24 protein-coding genes are annotated in these 24,037 nt (G+C 41.9%); 20 read left to right on the top strand and 4 right to left on the bottom strand.

The features are described from left to right. Positions 1-84: 84 nt before the first annotated feature. A complete protein-coding gene (locus NFR56_RS03455) occupies positions 85-1,401 on the bottom strand; it encodes an FAD-containing oxidoreductase (protein ID WP_247913932.1) in 1,317 nt (438 codons plus the stop codon). 181 nt (positions 1,402-1,582) lie between these two features. On the opposite strand from NFR56_RS03455, the gene truB reads away from it, so the two are divergent. The 13 genes from truB (at position 1,583) to NFR56_RS03390 (ending at position 14,205) form a co-directional block, all read left to right on the top strand. Beyond that, positions 1,583-2,479: a tRNA pseudouridine(55) synthase TruB gene (gene truB / locus NFR56_RS03450; protein ID WP_247913931.1), complete on the top strand. Its 897-nt coding sequence runs from the start codon at positions 1,583-1,585 to the stop codon at positions 2,477-2,479. A 4-nt stretch (positions 2,480-2,483) separates the two neighbouring features. Further along, a complete protein-coding gene (locus NFR56_RS03445) occupies positions 2,484-3,428 on the top strand; it encodes a bifunctional riboflavin kinase/FAD synthetase (RefSeq protein WP_247913930.1) in 945 nt (314 codons plus the stop codon). A 301-nt stretch (positions 3,429-3,729) separates the two neighbouring features. Continuing rightward, positions 3,730-4,131, top strand: a complete 402-nt coding sequence (locus NFR56_RS03440; protein ID WP_009732658.1) for a Spx/MgsR family RNA polymerase-binding regulatory protein — start codon at positions 3,730-3,732, stop codon at positions 4,129-4,131. A gap of 12 nt (positions 4,132-4,143) precedes the next feature. After that, positions 4,144-4,422 carry a UPF0223 family protein gene (locus NFR56_RS03435; protein ID WP_003003480.1) on the top strand — a complete coding sequence of 93 codons (279 nt, stop codon included), beginning with the start codon at positions 4,144-4,146 and terminating at the stop codon, positions 4,420-4,422. Further along, entirely contained in the window at positions 4,412-5,182 is a 771-nt protein-coding gene (locus NFR56_RS03430; protein ID WP_251457669.1) for an inositol monophosphatase family protein, read from the top strand. Before NFR56_RS03435 ends, NFR56_RS03430 begins: the two co-directional genes overlap by 11 nt. After that, positions 5,183-6,487 carry an RsmF rRNA methyltransferase first C-terminal domain-containing protein gene (locus tag NFR56_RS03425; protein ID WP_251457667.1) on the top strand — a complete coding sequence of 435 codons (1,305 nt, stop codon included), beginning with the start codon at positions 5,183-5,185 and terminating at the stop codon, positions 6,485-6,487. A 107-nt stretch (positions 6,488-6,594) separates the two neighbouring features. Next, positions 6,595-7,461: a phosphate ABC transporter substrate-binding protein PstS family protein gene (locus NFR56_RS03420; RefSeq protein WP_251457665.1), complete on the top strand. Its 867-nt coding sequence runs from the start codon at positions 6,595-6,597 to the stop codon at positions 7,459-7,461. 16 nt (positions 7,462-7,477) lie between these two features. Then, positions 7,478-8,389, top strand: coding sequence for a phosphate ABC transporter permease subunit PstC (gene pstC, locus NFR56_RS03415; RefSeq protein WP_014713132.1), 912 nt, complete (start codon positions 7,478-7,480; stop codon positions 8,387-8,389). Next, on the top strand, positions 8,379-9,263 hold the full coding sequence (gene pstA / locus NFR56_RS03410; RefSeq protein WP_003006597.1) for a phosphate ABC transporter permease PstA: 885 nt from the start codon (positions 8,379-8,381) through the stop codon (positions 9,261-9,263). Before pstC ends, pstA begins: the two co-directional genes overlap by 11 nt. 10 nt (positions 9,264-9,273) lie before the next feature. After that, on the top strand, positions 9,274-10,077 hold the full coding sequence (pstB, locus tag NFR56_RS03405; RefSeq protein ID WP_003011874.1) for a phosphate ABC transporter ATP-binding protein PstB: 804 nt from the start codon (positions 9,274-9,276) through the stop codon (positions 10,075-10,077). A 29-nt stretch (positions 10,078-10,106) separates the two neighbouring features. Continuing rightward, a complete protein-coding gene (gene pstB / locus NFR56_RS03400; protein ID WP_003003393.1) occupies positions 10,107-10,865 on the top strand; it encodes a phosphate ABC transporter ATP-binding protein PstB in 759 nt (252 codons plus the stop codon). Positions 10,866-10,877: 12 nt separating this feature from the next. Further along, a complete protein-coding gene (gene phoU, locus NFR56_RS03395; protein WP_251457663.1) occupies positions 10,878-11,531 on the top strand; it encodes a phosphate signaling complex protein PhoU in 654 nt (217 codons plus the stop codon). A 130-nt stretch (positions 11,532-11,661) separates the two neighbouring features. Beyond that, positions 11,662-14,205, top strand: a complete 2,544-nt coding sequence (locus NFR56_RS03390) for a M1 family metallopeptidase (protein WP_251457661.1) — start codon at positions 11,662-11,664, stop codon at positions 14,203-14,205. A gap of 582 nt (positions 14,206-14,787) precedes the next feature. Here NFR56_RS03390 and NFR56_RS03385 read toward each other — a convergent pair. After that, positions 14,788-16,065, bottom strand: coding sequence for a sensor histidine kinase (locus NFR56_RS03385; protein WP_251457659.1), 1,278 nt, complete (start codon positions 16,063-16,065; stop codon positions 14,788-14,790). Beyond that, the gene (locus NFR56_RS03380) at positions 16,065-16,775 is read right to left on the bottom strand and encodes a LytR/AlgR family response regulator transcription factor (protein ID WP_014713137.1); all 711 of its coding nucleotides are present in this window, start codon (positions 16,773-16,775) and stop codon (positions 16,065-16,067) included. The genes NFR56_RS03385 and NFR56_RS03380 overlap by 1 nt, the downstream gene beginning before the upstream one ends. A 106-nt stretch (positions 16,776-16,881) precedes the next feature. Between NFR56_RS03380 and NFR56_RS03375 the strand changes: the two genes are divergently transcribed. Together NFR56_RS03375 and NFR56_RS03370 are read left to right on the top strand one after the other, a co-directional pair. Beyond that, positions 16,882-17,838 (top strand): ABC transporter ATP-binding protein, encoded by a 957-nt coding sequence (locus NFR56_RS03375; RefSeq protein WP_061455590.1) that lies wholly within the window; start codon positions 16,882-16,884, stop codon positions 17,836-17,838. Position 17,839: 1 nt separating this feature from the next. Beyond that, the gene (locus NFR56_RS03370) at positions 17,840-18,562 is read left to right on the top strand and encodes an ABC transporter permease (protein ID WP_061455454.1); all 723 of its coding nucleotides are present in this window, start codon (positions 17,840-17,842) and stop codon (positions 18,560-18,562) included. 142 nt (positions 18,563-18,704) lie between these two features. Here the strand turns inward: NFR56_RS03370 and NFR56_RS03365 are convergent, their stop codons facing one another. After that, complete coding sequence (locus NFR56_RS03365; protein WP_195529096.1) at positions 18,705-19,238, bottom strand: biotin transporter BioY; 534 nt, start codon at positions 19,236-19,238, stop codon at positions 18,705-18,707. 205 nt (positions 19,239-19,443) lie between these two features. On the opposite strand from NFR56_RS03365, the gene NFR56_RS03360 reads away from it, so the two are divergent. From NFR56_RS03360 to NFR56_RS03340, 5 genes are all read left to right on the top strand, one after another. Continuing rightward, positions 19,444-19,968, top strand: coding sequence for a hypothetical protein (locus NFR56_RS03360; protein WP_251457654.1), 525 nt, complete (start codon positions 19,444-19,446; stop codon positions 19,966-19,968). Between the two features lie 135 nt (positions 19,969-20,103). Next, positions 20,104-20,784: a response regulator transcription factor gene (locus NFR56_RS03355; protein WP_021152983.1), complete on the top strand. Its 681-nt coding sequence runs from the start codon at positions 20,104-20,106 to the stop codon at positions 20,782-20,784. Further along, the gene (locus tag NFR56_RS03350; protein ID WP_070595204.1) at positions 20,768-22,129 is read left to right on the top strand and encodes a sensor histidine kinase; all 1,362 of its coding nucleotides are present in this window, start codon (positions 20,768-20,770) and stop codon (positions 22,127-22,129) included. Before NFR56_RS03355 ends, NFR56_RS03350 begins: the two co-directional genes overlap by 17 nt. A gap of 29 nt (positions 22,130-22,158) precedes the next feature. Next, on the top strand, positions 22,159-22,539 hold the full coding sequence (gene gloA, locus NFR56_RS03345; protein WP_003006623.1) for a lactoylglutathione lyase: 381 nt from the start codon (positions 22,159-22,161) through the stop codon (positions 22,537-22,539). Between the two features lie 110 nt (positions 22,540-22,649). Then, positions 22,650-24,032 carry a polysaccharide deacetylase family protein gene (locus NFR56_RS03340; protein WP_049490913.1) on the top strand — a complete coding sequence of 461 codons (1,383 nt, stop codon included), beginning with the start codon at positions 22,650-22,652 and terminating at the stop codon, positions 24,030-24,032. Positions 24,033-24,037 lie beyond the last annotated feature (5 nt).

Here is a 24,037-nt window from a genome sequence, read left to right as displayed (position 1 = left end):
CCCACTCAACCACTGCGTCTTGCTCGACAATCCAAAAATAATTGAGAGGCTAGGACTTTTGTCCCAGCCTCTTTTTTATGTTAGTTAAATCGCAAAGAGATCGTTTAGGTTTTCTGCCATGGTTGGGTGGGTAAAGATTTGTTTTGCGATGTAAGTATAAGGGATCTTGTTGTCCATGGCCATGGTGATCAGGTTGATGATTTCGCCTGCAGCTTCTCCAAAGAGCGTCACCCCAAGAATTTCTTTAGTTTCTGGGTTGACCACGGCTTTGAAGGCCCCTCGAAGGTCTGCATTGACGTGTCCGCGTGGCATAGCAGCAACTGGCAATTCTTTAACAGCAACTGGAAGTCCTTTGTCACGTGCTTCTTGCTCGGTCAAGCCGACTTGGGCCAGTGGAGGAGCAATAAAGAGTGTTGTCGCATAATTGTGACGAGTTTCGAGATTGTAGCTACCATCGCCTGTAAGGTAGTTGAAGACAATGCGGAAGTCATCGAGTGACATGTAGGTGAATTGAGGACCACCATTGACATCGCCAACTGCAAAGACACCAGGGACGCTGGTTTCCAAATGACGGTTGACTTGGATCGCTCCACGATCAGTGACTTGGATATCTGTGTTTTCAAGACCAAGTCCAGCTGTGTTTGGTTTACGTCCTGTTGCGTAGAGAAGGATATCAAACTCGAAGTCTCCCTTATCTGTGACAATCGTTAAGCTGTTTTGGCCATCTTTGATTTCTTGGGTATGAACGCCTTGCAAGAATTGAATGCCATCTTCTTCAAGGTAGCTTTTTGCAAGAGCTGCAATACTTGGCTCGATCCGTGGCAAGAATGTTTCAGAAGCATCCAATACCGTTACTTGGCTGCCCAAGGTATTATAGAGATGAGCAAATTCCAATCCGATAGGTCCACCACCAAGGACACCCAGGCGTTTAGGTAGGTTTTCCAAACGTTGAATACCGGTTGAATCCACGGCAAATTTACTTTCAGCCAAACCTGGGATCGGAAGGACATTTGGCACAGCACCAGTATTAATAATAATGGTTTCAGCTGTCAATTCTTCCTTCTCATCTCCAGCTTGAATTTCGATGACCTTGTTAGAAACGAAACGAGCCGTCGCGTCGATAATGTCTACACCGGTTCCAGCAATAGTTGCATAGTTCTTTCCGTTGAGACGAGTGGTGACAGCATTTTTCTCATTCATGGCTTGTTCAAAATCCAAGCCTTTTTCTGCTGCAACAATCAAGGTCTTGGTGGGAATACAAGCGATATTGATACAAGTACCACCGTACATAGATTTGCTCTTTTCAATCAGAGCGACTTTTTTTCCTTGGCTTGATAATTTCGCTGCAAGTGTTTTACCAGCTTTACCAAATCCAATCACAATAATATCATACATTAACATATGTTACACCTTCTTTCGCTTTCTATTGTATCAAACCCATTTTAAAAAGTCTGAAATCTGCTACGGGATTTTTTAGAAGCTCATGGGAAGTGGGAAAGAGGGACAAGAAGTCTCATTTCGTGGTATAATAAAGGGTCGGTGGCCCGGATGGTCACACAATCAGTTAGAAAGAGCAAAACAGATGGACGGAATTATCAATGTAAAAAAAGAAGCAGGCATGACCTCACATGATGTGGTCTTTAAACTGCGAAAAATTTTAGGAACTAAGAAGATCGGCCATGGGGGAACGCTGGATCCGGATGTGGTGGGAGTGCTTCCGATAGCAGTTGGAAAGGCGACCCGGATGGTCGAATTCATGCAAGATGAAGGCAAGGTCTATGAAGGAGAAATCACTTTGGGATTTTCTACCACGACGGAGGATGCCAGTGGGGAAGTCGTAGAGCGGACTCCAGTGGAAGCCCCTTTAGATGCAGCAGAGGTCGATCGCATGATTGCCCAAATGGTGGGAGAAATCGAGCAAGTACCACCTATGTATTCAGCGGTCAAAGTCAATGGACGTAAGCTCTATGAATATGCGCGGGTAGGAGAAGAAGTGGAACGCCCTGTACGGCAGGTAACCATATATGAATTCACGCGCACCAGTGAGATTAGCTATGAAGAAAGTCTAGCCCGTTTTCGTTTCCGGGTTAAATGCAGTAAGGGCACCTATATCCGGACCTTGTCGGTGGACCTTGGTCAGAAACTGGGCTACGCAGCCCATATGTCTCATCTGACACGGACCAGTGCTGCCGGTTTGTCACTGGAAGAGGCCCTGACCTTAGAAGAAGTGGCTGAAAAAGTAGCCCAAGGAGATTTGAGCTTCCTTCATCCACTTGAAATTGGCACCGGGGATCTGGAAAAAGTAGAGCTGACAGTCGAAGAGGTCGGTGAAGTCCAAGTGGGACGCTTTATTCCAGTTGAGAGTGACTCCAAAGAGTTAGCTGCTTTTTACCAAGGAAAATTGGTAGCCATTTTAGAAAAAAGAGAAGAACTTTACAAACCTCGAAAAGTCTTTCTAACAGAAAGTGTGTTACAATAAATTCATGAATATTCGTACGATTACTACTGCTAACCAGATCCATTTGGAGAATGAGACAGTTTTGGTTCTGGGCTACTTTGATGGCCTGCATCTGGGGCATCAAGAACTTTTTAAAAAGGCGCGTCAGATCGCGGATGAAAAAGGCTTGAAGGTCGCTTTGTTAACCTTTCCTGAATCTCCTAAGTTAGCCTTTGTTCGCTACCAACCAGAATTGTTACTCCATTTGCAAAGTCCTGAGGATCGGTTCCAAAAATTAAACGAACTAGGAGTAGATGAGCTCTTTCTCATTGATTTTACGACCGATTTTGCTTCTAAAACTGCCAAAGAATTTGTCGATCAATTTGTCAAAGCCTTGAGAGCCCGAGTTTTAATTGCTGGATTTGATTATAGTTTTGGCTCTGATAAGAAAACTGCCTCTGACTTAGCTGATTATTTTGATGGTCAAGTGGAAGTCATTTCTCCTGTATTGGATCAGAGGGAAAAGATTAGTTCGACCCGCATTCGTCAGGCTGTCCTAGAAGGACGCGTCCACGAAGCTGCCTGTCTACTTGGTCACCCTTTATCCAGTAGGGGAATCGTCGTGCACGGAGATGCGCGTGGCCGTACCATTGGCTATCCTACCGCTAATCTAGCACCGATTGATCGGACCTATCTACCATCAGATGGGGTTTATGTAGTTGATGTCGATTTTAAAGGGCAGACATACCGTGGGATGGCTTCTGTCGGGAAAAATGTCACCTTTGATGGGAAAGAGCTTCGTTTCGAAGTCAATCTCTTTGATTTTACAGGAGATATCTACGGTCATACCTTGACCATTCGCTGGTTAGATAAGATTCGAGAAATGGTCAAATTCGATGGGATTGATCAACTAGTGGCGCAACTAGAAGAAGATGAAGCAGTTTCACGAAACTGGACCAAGAGAGTGGGACAGAAATCGGTAATTCGTTAGAATTCGATTTCGTCGTCCCACCTCCGCACAGTTGAGTAGGGCTGTAAAAGCTGATGAAATCAGCGTAGTAGAGCCCACTCAACCACTGCGTCTTGCTTGACAATCTAAAAATAATTGAGAGGCTAGGACTTTTGTCCCAGCCTCTTTTTTTCGGGCCTCTTCTTGAGAATAATGAAAGGGATTTCTTTTTTCCACTGAAATCCAGAAAAATCGTCGAGAAATCAAAAAAGCGCTTTTCAAGCACCTATTTTTTTTGTATAATAGAGTCAGATAGTTATATATAAAAAAAGAAGTGAACCACATGATTACATTATTTTTATCACCGAGTTGTACATCATGTCGAAAAGCTCGGGCTTGGTTAAAAAAGCACGATGTTCCATTTAAAGAACACAATATTATGACAAGTCCTTTGAGCAAACAGGAGTTGACAAGTATATTGGCCTTGACCGAAAACGGAACAGACGACATTATTTCAACTCGTTCAAAAATTTTTCAAAAATTGGATGTTGATGTTGAAGATTTATCCATCTCGGCCTTGATCCATCTGATTGAGGAAAATCCTAGTCTCTTGCGGAGACCGATTATTTTAGATAACAAACGCATGCAGATTGGCTTTAACGAAGATGAAATTCGGGCCTTCTTGCCACGGAGTTATCGCAAACAAGAGTTACGCTCTGCCACTCTAAGAGCAGAAATAAACTAAGAAGTATGTCGAATGCAAAAAAATTATAGTTACCCACTGGACTTATCGTGGAGCACTGAAGAGCTTGCTTCAGTGCTTTCTTTTTTCAATAAAGTTGAAGAAGCCTATGAAAGTAAGGTAGAAGCCAAAGAATACATGGAAGCCTACCGGGCTTTTAAGAAGGTCGTTCCTAGTATCGGAGAAGAAAAGCGTCTTGGACGGGAGTTCGAAGAAGTGAGCGGTTATTCTCTCTATCGTGCGACCCAGGCTGCAAAGCAAAAAGAGGAAGGATGGTTTTCTCTTGAAGAATAAGTTAGAGTTTGCCAAACAAATCGTTTTAGAGGCTGGAGACTATTTGCGTCTTCATCTCCATGATGACTTGATGATCTCAAAAAAGACTGGGCCAACAGATTTAGTAACCCAGATGGACCAACAAGTTCAAAAGGATTTGGTTGAAAAAATCACACATCGCTACCCAGAAGATCGGATTTTTGCGGAGGAAGATGGCCTTCGCTCACCGATTTCAGAAGGATCCGTTTGGGTGATTGATCCTATTGATGGGACCAATAATTTTGTGACCCAAAAGGAAGATTTTGCGGTGATGGTGGCCTATTTTGAAGACGGAATTGGTCAGTTTGGCCTGATCTACGATGTGATGCGAGATCACCTTTTTTACGGGGGCGGAGAATTCCCTGTTTATCGCAATGAGGTTGAACTGACGCCCTTTGTGGACCAACCTCTGGAAAACTTTTTGATTGCTTCAAATGTCGGCATGCTTGAGAAAAATGACTGGGGCATGGCCGATCTTGGTATGGATTCTCTTGGCATTCGGGTCTACGGAAGTGCCGGTATTAGTTTTTCAAAAATTCTCTCAGGTGGGATTCTAGCTTATTTTAGCTACATCTGGCCCTGGGATTATGCCGCAGCTGCGATCATGGGGGAACAGTTGGGCTATACCGTTTTAAATCTAAATGGAGATAAACCCAATTACCATTCAGTGGAGCCCATTATGATGGTTCCAAAAGTGAAGTTAACAGAAATTCAAACCTATCTTAAGAAAGGGAGAAGTTAAATGAATTTTCCCAATGGTTTTAAAGAAAAATACCAGCATCTTCTAGGTGAGGATGCTGCTGCTTTTTTTGCGACCTTTGATCAAGAAGCAGTAGCAGCCTTTCGCACTAATCCCTTGAAAGAAACTCAAAAAGCATTTGATGATCCGATTCCTAATACCCCTTGGGGCCATTATGGAAAGGTCTCAGGAAAATCCATCGAGCACGCAACGGGTTTGGTCTATTCGCAAGAGCCAGCTGCACAGATAGTGGCCCAAGTCGCTCAGCCAAAGCCTGGAATGAAGGTCTTAGACTTGGCCGCGGCTCCTGGGGGAAAGACCACCCAACTCTTGTCTTATTTGGACAATCAGGGACTCTTGGTCTCCAATGAAATCCACAAGGGCCGCTCGAAAATTCTTGTAGAGAATGTAGAACGCTTTGGTGCCCGAAATGTATTGGTAACCAATGAGTCTGCCGATCGTCTGGCCAAAGTTTTCTCAGGCTTTTTTGATCTGATTGTACTAGACGCCCCTTGTTCAGGTGAGGGGATGTTCCGCAAGCAACCAGATGCCATGGACTATTGGTCTGTCGATTATCCTCGAGAGTGTAGTCTTCTTCAAAGAGAGATTTTAGAGGATGCTCTCAAGATGTTGGTCCCAGGTGGTTCTTTGGTTTATTCAACCTGTACCTGGGCTCCAGAGGAAAATGAAGAGATCGTATCCTGGCTTTTGGAAAACTATGATCTGGAGCTGGAAACGATCGAGAAGATCAATGGTATGGCAGAAGGCATTGACTATCCAGAAACCGCGCGTATGTATCCTCATCTCTTTAAAGGGGAGGGACAATTTGTTGCTAAGTTCCGTTATCTAGGAGAGAATCGTCCTGCCAAAATCCCTTCCAAAAAGGACCAATTATCTGCGGAGCAAAAGAAATGGTGGCAGGAGTTTGCTAAGAAACACTTGAAGATCACTCTAGAAGGTGTCCTCGAAACTTTTGGAGATGAACTCTACTTGGTTCCACTTGGTTTACCAGATTTGCGCAAAGTAAAAATTGCCCGAAATGGTTTGCACCTAGGGACCTTCAAGAAAAATCGATTTGAACCTAGTTTTGCCCTTGGCCTAGCATTGAGACCGAGTGAGGTCAAAGAGACCGTTTCGATCACGCCTGAGGACTTTGTTCATTATGTGGCGGGAGAGACGGTCCAATTGAAGGAAACGCATCCAAATGGATGGTACCAGGTCCTTGTTGAAGGCAATGGTTTGGGCTTTGCCAAAGTGACCGGACAGACCCTGAAAAATTTCTATCCAAAGGGGCTTCGTTTTAGGTAAAATGCTGGGCAAAGAACCCGTTCTATGATATAGTGGAAGTACAGGTTTTTTTGAAAAAAACTTGTCAAAATCATAAGTGAAATAGTGAAATATCAAGGAGACATGATTTGAAAACGTCTAAAAAGTTAGTCTTAGGATTAGCGACGATCGCATTAGCAGGAAGCTTATCTGCTTGTGCTTCTTGGATCAATCGTGGAGAGTCTATTACAGCTGTTGGCTCGACTGCCCTACAACCTCTAGTTGAGGGAGTAGTGGACCGCTACATTGAGGAACATCCAGGTAAAATTGTGAATGTGCAAGGAGGAGGTTCTGGTACAGGACTTTCACAAGTTCAATCAGGCGCTGTGGATATCGGAAATAGTGACCTCTTTGCCGAGGAAAAATCTGGGATTGATGCTTCTAGTCTAGTTGATCACCAGGTAGCCGTAGCAGGGACAGCGATCATTGCCAATAAAAATATCTCAGTCGATAATTTGACAACTGAGCAATTGCGAAAGATTTTTACGGGTGAATATACCAACTGGAAGCAATTGGGAGGACCAAATCTTGAGATCACAATTGTGAACCGGGCAGTAGGTTCTGGTAGCCGTGCTGTCTTTGATGCCATCATCATGGATGGCAAACAACCCAAGCAGGCCCAAGAGCAAGATTCTAATGGAATGGTGAAAAATATCGTTTCCCAGACTCCAGGAGCCATCTCTTATCTGGCCTTTACCTACTTGGATAGCAGTGTCAAAACCATGAAGCTTAACGGTTATGAACCAACCAAAGCCAATGTTGTCAACAATAACTGGCCAATCTGGTCTTATGAACACATGTATACCAAAGGAAAACCCAATGAGTTGTCTAAAAAATTCATTGACTACATGATGACCGAAGAGATCCAGCAAAAGGTTGTTGGTAAGATGGGCTATATCCCAATCAATGATATGAAAGTCACCCGTGATTTAAAAGGGAATGTGACAAAAAAATAAAAGAATTAGGTAAAAAATGAACGAAGTAGCAAAAAAAATGCTGACGAAATCAAAAAACTCCCGCCTAGAAAAATTTGGGAAAACCATTACCTTTCTATGTATGAGTTTGATTGTTGTCGTCGTTGCCATGATTTTGATTTTCGTGGCCCAAAAAGGTTTATCGACTTTCTTTGTCAATAAAGTCAATATCTTTAGTTTTCTATTTGGGAGCTCTTGGAATCCTGCTGCAAAGGAATTCGGAGCCCTGCCAATGATTCTAGGTTCCTTTATTGTAACCTTGCTTTCTGCCCTCTTGGCAACGCCGTTTGCCATTGGTGCAGCAGTTTTCATGACAGAAGTCTCTCCTAAAGGAGCTCGTTTCTTGCAACCAGCGATTGAGCTCCTAGTGGGGATTCCTTCAGTTGTTTACGGATTTATTGGCCTTCAAGTGGTCGTCCCATTTACGCGTAGTCTCTTTGGTGGGACTGGTTTTGGGATCCTCTCAGGGGTCTTTGTCCTCTTTGTTATGATCCTGCCAACTGTTACCTTTATGACGACCGATAGCCTCCGAGCTGTGCCCCGTCATTATCGGGAAGCTAGTATGGCTATGGGTGCGACACGCTGGCAAACCATTTGGCATGTCACGCTCAAGGCAGCTCGCTCTGGAATCTTTACAGCGGTTGTCTTTGGTATGGCGCGTGCCTTCGGGGAAGCCTTGGCGATCCAGATGGTGGTCGGAAACTCAGCAGTGGTACCAACCTCGCTCACAACACCAGCTTCCACCCTCACCTCTATTTTGACCATGGGAATCGGAAATACCGTCATGGGTACGGTCAATAACAATGTTCTTTGGTCACTTGCCTTGGTATTGCTCCTCATGAGTCTTGCCTTTAACAGTGTGATTAAACTGATTACGAAAGAAAGAGGTAAGAAGAACTATGCACGCTAAACGAATGGATAAAATTGCCACAGGAGTGCTGTATGCTATTTCAGGGATCATCGTTGCGATTCTTGCCTCATTGATCCTTTATATCTTGGTCCGTGGCTTGCCTCATGTATCTTGGCACTTCTTGACTGGGAAATCCTCTTCTTACCAAGCAGGAGGAGGGATCGGAATTCAATTGTATAATTCCTTCTTCCTCTTGGTCATTACCTTGGTGATTTCCTTCCCACTTTCTCTTGGAGCTGGGATTTACCTCTCTGAGTATGCTAAAAAAGGTCGCTTGACCAATTTGGTTCGTACCTGTATTGAGATCTTGTCTTCTTTGCCATCTGTCGTTGTAGGTCTCTTTGGTTACCTGGTCTTCGTTGTTCAGTTCAAATATGGATTTTCGATCATTTCAGGGGCCTTGGCCTTAACCGTCTTTAACCTGCCACAGATGACTCGCAATATCGAAGATAGCTTGCAACACGTCCACCATACGCAGCGCGAAGCAGGTCTAGCACTGGGCTTGTCTCGCTGGGAAACTGTGATTCATGTCGTGGTACCAGAAGCTCTTCCAAGTATTATCACTGGGGTTGTCTTGGCCTCTGGACGGATCTTTGGGGAAGCCGCTGCCTTGATCTATACAGCAGGTCAATCGGCTCCAGCCCTTGATTGGTCAAACTGGAATATCTTTAGTGTGACCAGTCCAATTTCGATCTTCCGTCAGGCTGAAACCTTGGCTGTCCATATCTGGAAGGTCAACAGTGAAGGAACCATTCCAGACTCGATCGAAGTCTCAGCCGGTTCTGCCGCCGTTCTTTTGATCTTTATCTTGATCTTTAACTTTGGAGCGCGCAAACTCGGAAGTTACCTCCATAAAAAACTAACATCTGCTTAAAGGAGAAGAAATGTCAAAATACAATTGGGATGAGAGACACATCATTACTTTTCCTGAAGAAAAGGTGGTCCTATCGACCAAAGATTTGCATGTCTATTATGGAACGAACGAGTCCATTAAAGGCGTCGACATGCAGTTTGAAAAGAATAAAATTACAGCCTTGATCGGTCCTTCAGGATCTGGGAAATCAACCTACCTCCGTAGTTTGAACCGGATGAATGATACCATCGATATTGCGCGTGTAACGGGTGAAATTTGGTATGAAGGAATCGATGTCAATCGTCCAGATATCAATGTTTATGAAATGCGTAAGCATATTGGGATGGTTTTCCAACGGCCCAATCCTTTTGCCAAATCGATTTATAAAAACATCACCTTCCCGCATGAACGCGCTGGGGTGAAAGACAAGAAGATCTTGGACGAATTGGTCGAAACTTCTTTGAAACAGGCAGCTCTGTGGGATCAGGTCAAGGATGACCTTCATAAATCAGCCTTGACACTTTCAGGTGGCCAACAGCAACGGCTCTGTATCGCGCGGGCTATCTCTGTGAAGCCAGATATCTTACTCATGGATGAGCCTGCTTCAGCGCTTGATCCGATCGCGACAGCTCAATTAGAAGAAACCATGCTTGAGTTGAAGAAGAATTATACCATTGTCATCGTGACCCACAGCATGCAACAAGCAGCCCGTGCTAGTGATTATACCGGTTTCTTCTACCTTGGAAACCTCATCGAGTACGATAAGACTTCGAATATTTTCCAAAATGCGAAATTGCAATCGACCAACGATTATGTATCTGGTCACTTTGGATAAAGTAAAATGACAACAAAAAGGAAAATAGAATGACAGAACCAATTTTGCAAGTCAAGGACTTGTCGGTTTATTACAATAAAAAGAAGGCTCTAAATAGCGTCTCCTTGGACTTTGCTCCAAAGGAGATTACAGCCTTGATTGGTCCTTCAGGATCAGGAAAATCTACCCTTTTAAAAGCTATTAACCGTATGGGCGACCTCAACCATGAGGTCACTACCACAGGAACCATCCTCTACAATGGACATAATATCTACGGACCACGGACCGATACGGTCGAATTGCGTAAGGAAATCGGAATGGTCTTCCAACAGCCCAATCCTTTCCCAATGTCCATTTATGATAATGTGACCTACGGATTGATGATTAATGGTGTCAAGGACAAGGCTGTCTTGGATGAAGCAGTTGAAACCTCTTTGAAACGCGCTTCCATCTGGGATGAAGTCAAGGATCGCCTGCATGATTCGGCTATCGGACTTTCCGGTGGTCAACAGCAGCGGGTCTGTGTGGCGCGGGTTCTTGCGACCAGTCCAAAGATTATTCTTTTGGATGAGCCAACTTCAGCGCTGGACCCAATTTCAGCTGGGAAGATTGAAGAAACCTTGTATGGACTAAAAGACCGCTACACCATGCTTTTGGTGACACGCTCCATGCAACAAGCAAGTCGGATTTCCGATAAAACAGCCTTTTTCTTGGATGGGGATTTGATTGAGTACAATGACACCAATGAAATGTTCTTGAACCCAGCTAAGAAAGAAACAGAAGACTATGTCTCCGGTAAATTTGGATAGGAAGAAAATAAAATGTTACGAGTTCAATTTGAAGAAGATTTAGAGAAGTTGCATAACCAGTTTTATGCAATGGGAAATGAAGTGTTGAGTCAGATCAACCGTACGGTCCGCGCTTTTGTGACCCATGACCGTGAATTGGCCCGCCAAGTTATTGAAGATGATGCGGAGATCAACGAATACGAAGTGAAGCTTGAGCGCAAATCTTTTGAGATTATTGCCCTTCAACAGCCCGTTTCACAAGACCTTCGTATCGTGATGACTGTCTTAAAAGCGGTCTCCGACTTAGAGCGGATGGGGGACCACGCAGTATCAATTGCCAAGGCAACGATTCGCATGAAAGGGGAAGTCCGCATCCAATCTGTTGAGGAAGAGATCAGCAAGATGGGCCGTGAAGTCAAAGATTTTGTCGAAGCGACACTAGATGTTTACCTCAAAGGCGATGTGGATTTGGCCTATGAAGTTGCGACACGAGACGAAGTCATCAACCGTTACTTCGATAGCATCCAAGAATTAGCAACAGAAGAAATTCGGAAAAATCCTGAGTCCATCGTGACAGGACGGGATTATTTCCAAGTGATCAACTTCTTGGAACGTATCGGAGATTATGCAAAAAACATCTGTGAATGGGTGGTTTACTTCGAGACAGGTAAAATTATCGAAATGTAAGATCATGGAGTCTTTTCGATATCAGACAGGCATTGTCATGCTTGTCTTTTCTTTTATCCCAACTTTGTGATAAAATAGTTTTATTAGGGCTTTTGATTGGAAAAGCGTGAAACATTTAAAGGAGGAAATTATGCAAGCAGTTGCACATTTTATTGATACATTTGTACCTGAGCACTACGATCTATTCTTGGATTTGAACCGCTCTAGTAAAACTTTCTCAGGGAAAGTGACCATTAACGGAGAAGCAAAAGAGACTCGCATCTCGCTTCACCAAAAGGATTTGACCATCGAAACAGTAGAAGTAGCAGGTCAAGCCCGCCCATTTACGGTTGATGATGCTAATGAAGCGGTTTATGTTGAATTGGAAGGCACAGGACAAGTAACGATTACCTTGACCTATTCTGGTAAGATCACAGACAATATGACAGGAATTTATCCTTCTTACTACACAGTAGATGGTGTGAAGAAGGAAGTAATCTCTACTCAGTTTGAGAGCCATTTTGCGCGTGAAGCTTTTCCAAGTGTGGACGAGCCTGAAGCCAAAGCAACCTTTGATTTAGCTGTGAAGTTTGACCAAGAAGAAGGAGAAATCGTTCTTTCAAACATGCCTGAAATTGATGTGGAAAACCGCAAAGAAACAGGTATTTGGAAGTTTGACACAACTCCTCGCATGTCTTCTTACCTCTTGGCCTTTGCGGCTGGAGACCTCCAAGGAGTGACAGCTAAGACTAAGAATGGAACCCTTGTCGGAGTCTACTCAACAAAAGCTCACCCATTAGAAAATTTGGACTTCTCATTAGATATTGCCGTTCGTGCTATTGAATTCTACGAAGACTACTATGGCGTTAAGTATCCAATCCCTCAATCCCTTCATATCGCTCTTCCAGACTTCTCTTCAGGAGCGATGGAAAACTGGGGCTTGGTAACCTACCGTGAAGTTTATCTCCTTGTAGATGAAAACTCGACTGCCCAAAGCCGTCAAACAGTAGCCTTGGTGGTGGCTCACGAATTGGCTCACCAATGGTTCGGAAACCTCGTGACCATGAAATGGTGGGATGACCTCTGGTTGAATGAAAGTTTTGCCAATATGATGGAATATGTCAGCTTGGATGCTATCGAACCAAGCTGGAATATCTTCGAAGACTTCCAAACAACCGGTGTGCCTGCTGCCTTGAAACGCGATGCTACAGATGGCGTTCAATCCGTCCATGTGGAAGTCAAACACCCTGATGAGATCAACACCCTCTTTGACCCAGCCATCGTTTACGCCAAGGGTAGCCGTCTCATGCACATGCTTCGCCGTTGGTTAGGCGATGACGCCTTCCGTAAAGGCTTGAAGATCTACTTTGAAAAACACCAATACAGCAATACCATCGGTCGTGACCTTTGGGATGCTCTTGGGCAGGCTTCAGGTCGTGATGTCGCAGCCTTTATGGATTCTTGGTTGGAGCAACCAGGATACCCTGTTGTCTCAGCTTCTGTGGAGAACGATACCTTGATCATCCGTCAAGAGCAGTTCTTCATCGGAGAAAGAGAAGAAAAAGGCCGTAAGTGGGTTGTTCCATTGAATAGCAACTGGACAGGTATTCCAGATACCTTGGATACAGAAGTCTTAAAGATTCCAAACTACAGTGCCTTGAAAGCAGCTAACAGCGGTGCTCTTCGCTTCAATACAGAAAACACAGCTCACTATATCAGTGACTACCGTGGGGAATTGTTGGAAGACATCCTTGCTGAACTTGCTAACTTGGATAGCACTTCGAAACTGCAAGTGGTTCAAGAACGCCGTCTCTTAGCGGAAAGTGGTCAAATTTCTTATGCAAGCCTCTTGCCAGTAATTGAACACTTAACAGAAGAAAGTTCCTACTTGGTTGTTTCAGCTGTTTCGAGCGTATTAGCTGGAATCAGTCTCTTTGTGGATGAAGGAACTGAAACAGAAGTGGCCTTCCATGAGTTGTTGAAACGTTTGAACCGTTACAACTTTGAACGCTTGGGTCTAGAAGCTAAGCCTGGTGAAACAGAAGAAGACGAAAAAGTTCGTCAGCTAATGATTGCTAATATGATCAAGGCCAATGATGAAGCTGCAAAAGCTCAAGCGAGCGCTATCTTTGAAGCGCATGCCGATGATTTGGAAAAACTTCCAGCTGCCATCCGCTTGCAAATCTTGGTCAACCAAATCAAACACCAGGAAACCAAGGCGCTTAGCCAACAATACTTAGATACCTATGTAAAGACAGTTGATGGAAACTTTAAACGTCAGTTGGCGGCTGCACTTTCTTATACCAAGGATAAGGAAACTTTGGAAGCTCTATTGAAGGAGTGGAAGAACAAGGATGTGGTGAAACCACAGGACTTGGCTATGAGCTGGTACTACAACTTCTTGCACGATGACTTTACCCAAGGAAGAACTTGGACTTGGGCGCGTGAAAACTGGGATTGGATCAAGAAAGCACTCGGTGGTGATATGAGCTTTGATAAGTTTGTCATCTACCCAGCTAACTGTTTCAAGACCCGTGAACGGTTAAATGAATACAAGGCCTTCTTTGAGCCTCAATTGGATGATATGGCGATCAGCCGCAATATCAAGATGGGAATTAAAGAAATTGCTGCTCGTATTGATCTTATCGAGTGGGAGAAAGCAGCTGTTGAAGCTGCTATCCTTGCGACAAAATAGATTTAAAAAAGATGCTACAGAATTCATTCTGTAGCATCTTAGAATATAGACAACGTCATCTTTGAAACTTTCCTTAGGCAAGCACGGACGTCAGCGAACTTCTTTGAAGTTCCATGACTTAGTTTTGAGCCCCTTCACTTTTCAATTTTTGGGCTCAGGCTAAAACAGTTCCCCGAACTGTTTTACTCTCAAAACTCCCGAGTGCCTGAAACAATTGTGTTTCAGGCATTTTTCTCACGGCGGAAAGTTTCAGTGTATATTTGATTGAGACTTAAAAAATATATTATTTTAATTTTTGGGGCATCATTTAGGTTGGTTAATGATAGTTTAACTACATCCTAATGGAGTGGGAAAGAAGTCCTCTCTTTTCAATTTTTCCACCCCCGCATAGATACAACAGTCTGGGAGAGTGTTGGAGGTTGCAGATAAAGGAAATACTGTTTGCGTCACCTCAAAGCAGTGCTATGAGCAATCAACCAATGTGTCAAACTGTTATTTCTATCTAACATCAAAGGCTGGACAGATTTTGCCCAGCCTCTTTTTTATAAATGATCTGAATAAGACCTCAAAGGAGAAGAATCATTAGTTTACTGGACTTGGTAAGAGGATCTCCGTTCTATAATGGCCATTTTCTTTGAATCGTTTGATAGTTCCTTGGTATTCTTGTACTAGGGCATCAACGTTTCGCAAGCCCCAACCATCTCTTTGACGTGTTTTACGAGTCTCTTGTTCCTGTTCATTAAAGGTATTGTTGATCGAAATAAATAGATTTTGTTGAAAATAACGTATATTTAGTGACAATGTTCTCTCTGATTTATCAGTCAATCGAAGACAGGCTGAAATACTATTATCTAAACAATTTCCTAGAATAACAGCTAGAACATCTGGCTGAATAGATAGTTCTTGTGGGATAAAGCAGTTAATATCCAATTCAATTTCATCTTCCACATCGTGCAGTTTTTGATTCAGTAAATAATTAACCGTTGGATTTTTGGAGTAAAAGGTTTGTTTTCCTGAAATACTATCGGTTAATGATTGAAGATACTCTCTAGCCTCATCAGGATTTTCTTCTAGAAGTGCCAAGAGGGTTAAATGTTTATTTTTTAAGTCATGCCGAAGACTTTGCAATCGTTGGTATTCTTCTTGAGACTGTTGTGTTTCTCTTAATTGGAATTGAAGTTGTTCTTTATCCAATTTATTTTGATAATAAGCGTGCTGTTGTTGAGAAAGATGCAAGGTAAAATACAGCGAGGAAAACGACAATACAATAAGAGACAAGAGTGAAATGACAGAAAGATAATCTGGTCCAAATACTTGCCCTTGAATAGCAGATACAGTAAAGGCAAAAATAATCGATAAAATCGGCACGATAAATTGATAAAGCCAATTTCTTCTAGATGTTGCCATGCTTAACTTTTGATGTGTTCGAAATAGCTGTCGAAGAACAAGAGTGATCACAGTTGAAAAAAGAAAACTGATGGCAAGGTAACCACTAATCATTCCTAAATTTTTCGATACTTTTGACAGTGGAAGAAATAGTTGGATAGCTTGATTGAGGACAGCTCCGGCTAATAATGTCAGGCTTGTTTGTAAGAATATCCAAAAGGAAGAATCACGAAAGGAGTAGCCAAAATAGAGTCCTACAAGAGAGGATTCTAAAATACTAAGAAGGAGATTGCTGACTAAAAAAACGCGACTTTCTAAAAATATAAACACAAGAGCTACATGAAAAAGCAAGCAACAACAAAGGACTAAAAGTGTCTCTTTTGAATGTTTACTTTTGGATATTGGCCCATAAAATAAAACACTTGCTAGAAATAAGTCAAACAAGATACTAATGATCCGCAATCCTATTAGCATTAGAAATTCCTTTCACTGAGATAGTTATAGTATTTTTCTTTAAAAGAAGACTGGAACTTACGACTAATTGGAAGTGAATGTTCCTCGGTTCCATTTAGCAAAATAGTTACTGTTTTCGCATCAAAATCTTTTATATATTTGGGATTTACAATATAAGAAGCATGAATTTGAATAAAATAATCAGGTAGTTTATCTAAAATTTCTTGAGTTTTCAGTAAGGACTTATAGGTATCTGCTAGTGTGTAAATAAAAACGGAACGCTTATCTTTTTCAAAATAGGTAATGTCACTTAAAGGAATAGAGTAACTTTGTTTTCCAAATGAGAAGTTAAAGATGGTTTGTCCTAGATCTAAATAACGCAAGATCCTATCTACTACCTTATTTAACCTTTGGGGTTCAATGGGTTTTACTAAGTAATCAAAAGTCTGTACTTCAAATACTTGTTCCATGTAATCTCGATAGCTGGTCACAAAAATAATGGGGATAAAAGGATTGAACTGACGAATTTCACGTGCAAGGTCAATTCCAGTAATTTGTGGCATATCAATATCCAAAAAAACACAATGTGTATCCCTTGTTAACTGTTCTAGCATTTTTTGTGGATTTGTATATAGTTTTGTTTCTACAGGAACCTTGTCGTAAGAAAGTAAATACTGTTCTAACTGACTAGCATCTCTAGTTGAGTCATCACAAATAACGACGTTTAACATAAGTCCCCCTTATCAAATTGAGTTGGCTAATTATGACACTTAAATGGTAAATCATGACGTAAACCATGGAAAGTCATATGTTTATTATACAATAATCTTATCAAAAATGAAGGAAGCTGGGACAATCTTCTCAGTTTTGAGTGATAAGATGAAGACATTTGCGACACTGACTATTAAAGATTTGACAAAATCATTCGATAAGCAACATTTTGCTAATAACCATATTTCCTTAGAAATAGAAGCTGCTAAAATTACAGCCTTTTTAGGACATAATGGTGCTGGTAAGTCCACCCTCTTAAATCAAATGATTGGTTTTACCAAACCCGATAAAGGAGATGTATGCTATGGAGACATTTCTTTTGTACAGAATCGTAAACAAGCTCGCTCAATGATGAGCTATATGTCGCAACAGTATGCACCACTTGAGAAATTGACGGTGGAACAAAACATAGAAATGCTTGGAAGAATGAGAGGATTAAACAGCTTAGATTTACAAAAGGAAATGGATCAGCTCCTAATCGACTTGGAAATTAAGGAGTACCGGGCAAAACAAGGAAAGGATCTCTCAGGCGGTTTAAAACGTCTAACTTCTTTTGCAATGGCTTTGATCGGATCTCCGATCATTATTCTTCTTGATGAGCCCACGAACGATGTTGATCCAATACGTCGTGAAAAACAATGGCAATTATTACAGAAGCTAGCGCATAAAGGTCATACCATTATTATCGTGACGCATAATCTCTTAGAAGTTGAAAAATATGCTGACAACTATGCCTTATTTAACCATGGGAAGTTAATCAAATCAGGACCAGTTCAGCAAATAACCTATCAAAAACAGTATCAAATATCTTTTGAGTTTAGGAATAAAGACAGCTTAGCTCTATTTCAAGATTACACCATTATCAATGGTTCGATCTGCCAGATTGAAATAGAAGAGAAGGAGCTAACGAGACTGCTACCAAAAATTACACAGGAATTGGATAGAAAGAATATTTTCAATCTGTCACTTACTCAGAAAAACATATCCATTTCAGATCTTTATAGAGAGGAGTTGACAAACTGATATGACTCAATTTTTTTACTTACTTCGTTGGAACTATCTTCGTCAAAAAGATCTATTTCTACTCTTTACGCTAGCTCAGGTTCTGTTATCCATTTCACTTCTTTTTGGTTATCCACTGGTGATAGGTAAAATTGATACGACAGCTGCCTACTATCTCTCTTCTGGTTCAGTTCTGATAGGAATTATTTCTATTGGCTGTACTATCTCATCACCTGTTATAGCAAATGCGAAGTCAGAAGGACATGTAGACTATGTACGAGCCCTTCCAATACCTCGAATTCTGATTTCCTTAGCAGATCTTTGGATGTGGATGATTGCTATTTTACCTGGAGTGTTCATTTCTGTTATACTGGGCTATTTTCGTTTTTCTGTCCGCCTAAATGTATCTGTTCTGGCTGTTTTCATCCTATTTCTTATCTGTCTTACAATGATCAGTCTTGGATTTGCCATTGCCTATACTTTTTCTCCCAATATTGTCACGTTGATGTCTCAGTTAATTCTTATGATCGGTTTGATGTTTTCGCCAATTATGTACCCAGCAAGTCGTCTTCCAGATTGGATAAACCATCTCTACCATGTTCTTCCTTTTGTCCCTTCTGTCAACCTCCTACGAGCTAGTGTCTATAGTCATGGTCCCGTCTCATTTTTTGACTTCACTATTCTGATCATCTGGATTTTGCTAACACAGTTACTGATCTTGAGAGTTCTTTATAAGGAAAAATAAAGGAAGGAGGGTAGATAGAAGGTTCTTCTATGAAACAGTCATCCATTATAAAAGTAGTTCAATTAAAGAGATATTCCTACAACAAAAAGCAACAACTGTGTTCAGATGTTGCTTATTTTAGTATGTTCGTACCCTTTGTATCTTATTTGAAATACCAGTGGTGTTTGAGGCTGGCAAAAATAGCTTTGCTGGTGATCGTGATGATGATCAGTTTGATGAGGTCGGCAAGGATAAAGGGAGCAACGACCAAAGCAAATGCTTTTTGGATATCGGTATGCGTGACCAGCATAAAGCCGATAGCTCCTGACACAAAGAGGAGAGCACTACTGAGGAGATTGGCCAAAAAGATAGTGACAATGCTGGATTTAGCACTCGTGAACAGAGATGTGATCCATGCTCGGAATGGGAAGAAGAGGAGGAAACCAGCAGTAGGGCCAAGGAAATGCGAAGCGCCACCAGCACCGCCTGCAAATACTGGGAATCCTAAGAAACCTAACAGTAAATAAAGGCAGACTGTGACAAAGGCATGGCTGGGTTTATAGATGGTCCCGATGATCCCAATCATGAGTGTCTGTAGGGTCAAAGGAATAGGCCCAAAAGGAACGGTGAATTGAGATAGGACGGAGATCATGGCCACTCCAATGGAGATGAGAACTAAGGGAAAGATTTTCTTCATAACAGTTAACCTCGTATTTATTTTATGGTAACTATTCTACAATAAGGGGCTCAACCTGTCAATAGCCCACGCTTGTTTTAGGATTTTTTAAGTAAAAATTTAGGCAGGCTTAAGACTCCTGAAGTATAATCGCCTTATTAAAGGATCGAGCTCCCTTTAAATTTTAAAAGACAAGTACTTGTACAAAAAGATAAAAGGTAAAAAGATGAATCAAAAAGAAACAAAACAAGTAGTCGAAACGCAAGAATCCAAAGAAAAAATGGTTGTCCTCAAACGAAGCCCTAAGTGGTGGATTGGAATGGCAGCAGTTGGTGGATTGTTGGTTGGTGCTGGAAGCGGCTTTGGTGTCGGAGTCATCGCCTCTCAATCTTCCAATAACCAACAATTTTCTCAACCGGTCCAAACGGGTCAGAACCAAGGATCCAATCAGCAACAAAATAGTCAAAATGGCCATGCTTCACAAGGAAACCAGCAAAATGGTGGCCCACAGGATGGCGGACCTCAAGGTGGTGGCCAAGGTCAAGGCGGCCCACAAGGTGGCGGACCTGGTCAGATGCCACAAGAAGGCAATGGTGGCCCACAAGGGAATGGTCCAGATAATGACATGAACCAATCTGGCGGACAAGAAGGGAACCAGGGTTCCTCTAAAAAGTCCAATAAGAAGAATTCAAAAAATAAAAACAAGACGAGTGATAGTCAAAGTAACAAAGAAAACACGACAAACTCATAGAATTAGCCTCCCTCAGGCAGGCTGAATTTGATCATAAAACCGGGTTCTAAACTATAGGAAATGAAGGCAAGTCGTGTTATAATGGTTAAGAATAGATTAGAAAGACTCACTCACGAAAGAGAAGAGGATACGACGATGATTAAAATTCTATTGGTCGAAGATGACCTTGGTTTGTCAAATTCAGTATTTGATTTTTTAGATGATTTTGCGGATGTCATGCAGGTCTTTGACGGAGAAGAAGGTCTCTACGAAGCAGAAAGTGGGATCTATGATTTGATTTTGCTGGACCTCATGCTTCCTGAAAAAGACGGTTTCCATGTATTGAAAGAATTGCGTGAAAAAGGCGTGACAACCCCTGTTTTGATCATGACAGCCAAAGAAAGTCTGGATGACAAAGGGCACGGATTTGAGCTAGGGGCAGACGATTACCTCACCAAGCCTTTCTACCTAGAAGAGCTTAAGATGCGGATTCAAGCTCTCTTGAAGCGCTCAGGAAAGGTCAATGAAAATACCCTCAATTATGGCAATTTGAAGGTCAATTTATCTACCAATTCGACTTATGTGGATGGGAAAGAAGTGGAACTTCTTGGGAAGGAATTTGATCTTTTGGTCTATTTCCTTCAAAACCAAAATGTCATCCTTCCAAAGACCCAGATCTTCGATCGTCTCTGGGGCTTTGATAGTGACACAACCATCTCAGTGGTTGAAGTCTATGTTTCAAAAATCCGTAAGAAATTAAAAGGTACTGATTTCGTTGAGAACTTGCAAACATTGCGCAGTGTGGGGTATATCTTAAAAGATGCTAACCAGAATTAAGAAAACCGTCGGGGAAGATGATTTTTCCTACTTCATCCGATATTTTGGGCTCTTTACTTTGATATTCTCAGCCATGACCCTGATTATCATCCAGGTCATGCGCTCGAGTCTCTATACAACGGTCGATGAAAACCTCAAGACTCTCAGTCAGGATCCCTACTCGCTTGTAGCGATTGCTTATCGAGACCAGCGACAGTCAAATACCAAAGGAGATGATAATGATCATGAGATGATGATCCCAGATCATGATAAATCAGAACCTAAAGGGGATGTCACATCCAATACCACTGTTGTTTTGCTCAATAAAAAATATGAAAACTTGACAACCGGTAATGGGTTTTTAAACTTCAAAACCGTGACGTTTGGTCGAAAGCTCCTCAACAAGGTTTCCCAACTTCAAATTACAAATAGCTATGGGAAAAAAGAAAGTTACCGGGCCTATATGGCAGAGTTGAGTTTATCTGATGATGAAAGTGATAGTGATATCAAGTATGCGGTTGTCATGACCAATATCAGTCAGCTAGAGCAGACCAGTGAAGAGCACGAAAGTCAAATTGCCCTTGTCATGATCTGCTTCTGGGGAATCTCTTTATTCGCTAGTCTCTTCTTAGCACGTCTCAGCGTCAAGCCCCTTCTTGAGAGTATGCAAAAGCAAAAGGCTTTCGTGGAAAATGCTTCCCATGAGTTGAGGACGCCTTTAGCAGTTCTGCAAAATCGCCTCGAAACGCTTTTTAGAAAGCCTGAAGCGACCATTATGGAATCGAGTGAGAATATTGCATCCAGTTTGGATGAAGTTCGAAATATGAAGCTCTTGACCACCAACCTTCTTAATATCGCTCGAAGAGATGACGGCTTGAAGCCGGAGATGGAAGATATCGAACCAAGCTTTTTCGATCAGACCTTCTCGAATTTTGAGATCATTGCAGAAGAAAATGGCAAAATCTTCCGAGGAGACAATCAGGTGGACAAAGTCATTTGTTCTGATAGAACGCTCCTCAAGCAATTGATGACCATTCTCTATGACAATGCCTTGAAGTATACCGATGAAGATGGTGAGATCCAGTTTGAAGTTCAATTGAAGGATAAAAATCTTCTTTTGAGAGTGCTGGATAATGGTCCAGGGATTCGAGATGAGGATAAGAAACGGATCTTTGATCGTTTTTACCGGGTCGACAAGGCCAGAACCCGTCAAAAAGGTGGATTTGGCTTGGGGTTATCCCTCGCTAAGCAAATCGTAGAAGCCTTTAAAGGGACCATTCAAGTCAAAGATAATAAACCAAAAGGGACCATCTTTGAAGTGAAATTATCCATTAAGACGGAAAGTCGTAAAAAAAATCGTTCATAATCTTTTAAAAATAGAAAAGAGGAAAACCTATGAGTTCAAAAATGTTGCACACTTGCCTTCGTGTGGAAAACTTAGAAAAGTCAATCGCTTTTTACCAAGATGCTTTTGGTTTTGAAGAAAAACGTCGGAAAGATTTTCCAGACTACAAGTTCACGATTGTTTATTTGGCCTTGCCTGGAGATGACTATGAGCTGGAATTGACTTACAATTATGATCATGGTCCATATGTCATCGGAGATGGCTATGCTCACGTTGCCTTGAGTACTCCTGATCTAGAAGGTTTGAATGCGGAACACAAGGCTAAAGGCTATGAAGTGACAGAACCAAAAGGTCTTCCAGGGACGCAACCGAATTACTATTTCGTTGTAGATCCGGATGGGTATAAAGTAGAAGTCATTCGCGAAAAATAAGAGGGATTAACAATAAGGGCCGCTGTCGGCTACGACAGTCGCCCTCTTTTTTATGAAACCATTTACAAAAAAGGAATGTTTTTTCGAGAGAAATTTGCTATAATAAAGTTATGAGATTCAAACACACGAAAACTATTTTATTAATCATTACAAATCTCCTTTTATTGAGTCTTTTGTATATCGGCTATCAAAAGATTCAAAGGGTTCGTGAACAAAAAGCCTATCAGGATCAGTTTGCTAAGGTTACCCAACTTGAGAAAAGCTCTGAAAAAGGGAAAGATGTTCAAGTTCAGGAAGGGATTTTAGGAACTTCTTATGTGACGGCTTATTATCCTACTAAGGATGGACAGCCTGTTGAGATTATTAAAGAGAAGATCCAAGAAGACCTTCAGCGTCTAGGATCCGATGAAAAAACCAAAGAACCAAAGCATTTGACCTTCTACCATAGTGAAGAAGCAGAAGCGCCTTTTGTTGGTTATCACCCTATCCAAATCAAACGGGCTGAATACCAGTACAAAAAAGGGAAATTCATCAAAGATGAGACGGTGAAGTTGCCCCTCTTTTACTTGGATGATGAGAACAATCCTCTAACCCTGAGCCAAGTTTTTGCGGATCCAGATGGAGCCAAGCAGATCTTTTTGGAGGAATTACGGGGAAATCTAGCCTTTCGTCAGCTAGACGAGGAAAGCATTGATCAAATGGTTGCCCACTTCTCAGAGTTGGATTTGAGCCAATGGGAATTCCAATATGAAAAAGGAAATTTCACCATTCCATTTCCAACTAAGGTTAAGGGAGATGATACCTTCACTGTTCCTTTGTCTAAATTCTATGACGTGATTGATACAGAGCGCTTGCTTCCTGATGATCTAGCTTCTTACGAATCCTATATAGAAGAACGCCACCGTAAGATGATTGCTCTGACCTTTGATGATGGACCAGATCCAACCACGACTCCTCAGGCGCTGGCTATCTTAAAGAAATACAATGCCAAAGCTACCTTCTTTATGGTCGGAAAAAATGTCAGTGCGAATCCGGATATTGCTAAACAAGTCCGCAAAGAAGGTCATCAAATCGGGAACCATACCTGGGATCACCCTCAATTACCAAAATTGAGCTTGGATAATGCTAAAAAAGAGATTTTGGATACCCAAGAAGCAATTCAAAAAGCGACAGGCGTCCAAACCAAGATTACCCGTCCTCCATATGGAGCCATCAATAACGCCATCCAATACGGTGTCGACCAATCCTTCATCATGTGGGATGTGGATAGTCTAGATTGGAAGACACATAATACGACGGCCATTCTCAATGAAGTGAAAAAAGAAGTCAAACCGGGTTCGATTATCCTCATGCATGATATCCATCAAACCACGATTGACGCTCTACCGACCGTCCTTGACTACCTCAAATCACAAGGCTATACCTTTGTAACGGTGGATGAGTTGTTGGATTACCAACTTGAAAGTCATCGCATCTATTACAATGGAAATTAACGTAA

The organism is Streptococcus caecimuris, assembly GCF_943193075.1.
Lineage (GTDB): Bacteria > Bacillota > Bacilli > Lactobacillales > Streptococcaceae > Streptococcus > Streptococcus caecimuris.
The sequence above is the reverse complement of the archived record's forward strand: the minus strand, read 5'-3'. Positions and strand labels throughout refer to the sequence as shown.